Origin of the sequence: Deinococcus pimensis DSM 21231, assembly GCF_000519345.1 — a bacterium.
Taxonomy (GTDB): domain Bacteria; phylum Deinococcota; class Deinococci; order Deinococcales; family Deinococcaceae; genus Deinococcus_A; species Deinococcus_A pimensis.
The window spans coordinates 56,875-58,471 of record NZ_KI912643.1; the positions used below are offsets into that span (position 1 = coordinate 56,875).

Annotated in this window: 2 protein-coding genes and 1 tRNA gene; 1 reads left to right on the top strand and 2 read right to left on the bottom strand. The window is 71.9% G+C overall.

All coding sequences use genetic code 11. The features are described from left to right. Positions 1-405, top strand: a 405-nt coding sequence (locus DEIPI_RS39655; protein WP_027481930.1) for a nucleoside deaminase, incomplete at its 5' end; no start/stop codon positions are given. 149 nt (positions 406-554) lie between these two features. Here the strand turns inward: DEIPI_RS39655 and DEIPI_RS0112005 are convergent. Both DEIPI_RS0112005 and DEIPI_RS0112010 read right to left on the bottom strand, forming a co-directional pair. Next, positions 555-1,250 carry a metallophosphoesterase gene (locus DEIPI_RS0112005; RefSeq protein WP_027481931.1) on the bottom strand — a complete coding sequence of 232 codons (696 nt, stop codon included), beginning with the start codon at positions 1,248-1,250 and terminating at the stop codon, positions 555-557. A gap of 113 nt (positions 1,251-1,363) precedes the next feature. Next, positions 1,364-1,440: transfer RNA gene (locus tag DEIPI_RS0112010), tRNA-Pro, on the bottom strand. Positions 1,441-1,597: the final 157 nt, after the last annotated feature.

A 1,597-nucleotide genomic window follows, 5' to 3' on the forward strand; every position in this document is an offset into this window, starting at 1 on the left:
GCCCGCGACCACGGCGAGGTGCCCGTCGGCGCCGTCGTCGTCCGCGCGGGCGAGATCGTCGCGCGAGCCCGCAACCGCTCCCGCGAGGAGGGCGACATGACCTCCCACGCGGAACTCCACGCCCTCCGGGAAGCGGCCCGCGTGCTCGGCACGCCCTACCTCGGCGACTGCACCCTCGTCGTGACGCTCGAACCCTGCCCCATGTGCTACGGCGCCGCCGTCGAGGCGCGCGTCGGCCGGATCGTCTACGGCGCCGACAACCCCAAGCTCGGCGCGCTCGGCGGCGTCACGGACCTCTCCCGAGCGGCATGGGGACACCGGCCCCACGTCACGCGCGGCGTCCGCGCGCGCGAGGCGTCGCGGCTCCTGCACGACTTCTTCGCGGCCAGGCGCGAGCAGCCCTAGGAGGGGCCGTCAGCGCGTCTTCAGAATCAGTTGTGGCCGTCGTACGCTCGGGAGCGGTCCCTCGCTTATGCGGTGGCCGTCAGCGCGTCTCCAGAACCAGCGGCCATCGTCGTACGGACCCGAGCGGTCGGGTCCTCAAGCGTGGGCCGTCAGTGCGTCTCCAGAACCAGTTTGGGTCTGAACTTCAGCGCGTCCGCCGCCACGAGGTGCGTCGGCACGCCCGCCCAGGTGCGCAGGCTGCGCTCCACGGGCACGCCGTGCAGGTGCCCGTACACCACGGCCGTGGGGCGGTACTCCTCGATGAGGTCCGTGAAGCCGCTCCGCGCGAAGCCCGGCGCGCTCGGCGGGTAGTGCAGCATCAGGACCGTCGCGGGCGCGTTGAGGGAGCGCGCCGACTGCAGGGCCAGCGTGAGGCGTTCGAGTTCGCGGCGGTAGATGCGGTCGTCCTCGGGCGTCCAGCCCTCCACGCCCGGCGTGGTCCAGCCGCGCGTGCCGCACACCGCGACGTCCCCGAGCCTCACCGCGTCGTTCTGCAGGGCGTGCATGCGTGGCGGGAGGCTCGCGCGGAGTTTCGAGATGCTCGGCCACCAGTAGTCGTGGTTGCCGCGCGACAGCACCTTCGTGCCGGGCAGCTCCGCGACGCGGCGCAGGTCCACGAGCGCGCCGTCCAGCTTCATCGCCCAGGAGAGGTCGCCGGGCAGCAGCACCACGTCCTCGTCCGTCACCGTCTCGCGCCAGCGGTCGAAGATCGCCTCGGGGTGGCCGTGCCAGTTCGACCCGAAGACGGTCATGGGTTTGGGCTGGGCCTCCGAGAGGTGGAGGTCGGCGATGGCGAACACCCGCATGCTCACTCTTTCCTGCCCGGCGCGTGACCGGACGACGCTTGATGTGACGTTCTGCCGCGCCGGGGGCCGACATGACAAGACACGGCCCCCGCGTGGAGGGCCGTGTCCCTGTATGGTCGGGGCGAGAGGATTCGAACCTCCGACCCCTTCGTCCCGAACGAAGTGCGCTACCAGGCTGCGCTACGCCCCGAACCACTCGCACGGCGAACGTCCGTCGTGCCCAGACACTTTAGCGAGGTCATGAGAGACTGTCAAGAGAGATCGGCGTCCACGGCGCCGCGTCCGCCGCCCGGCCTCAGGCCCGCCTCGCGGAGCGCGCCGAGGATCACGTCCGCGCGGAAGCCGCG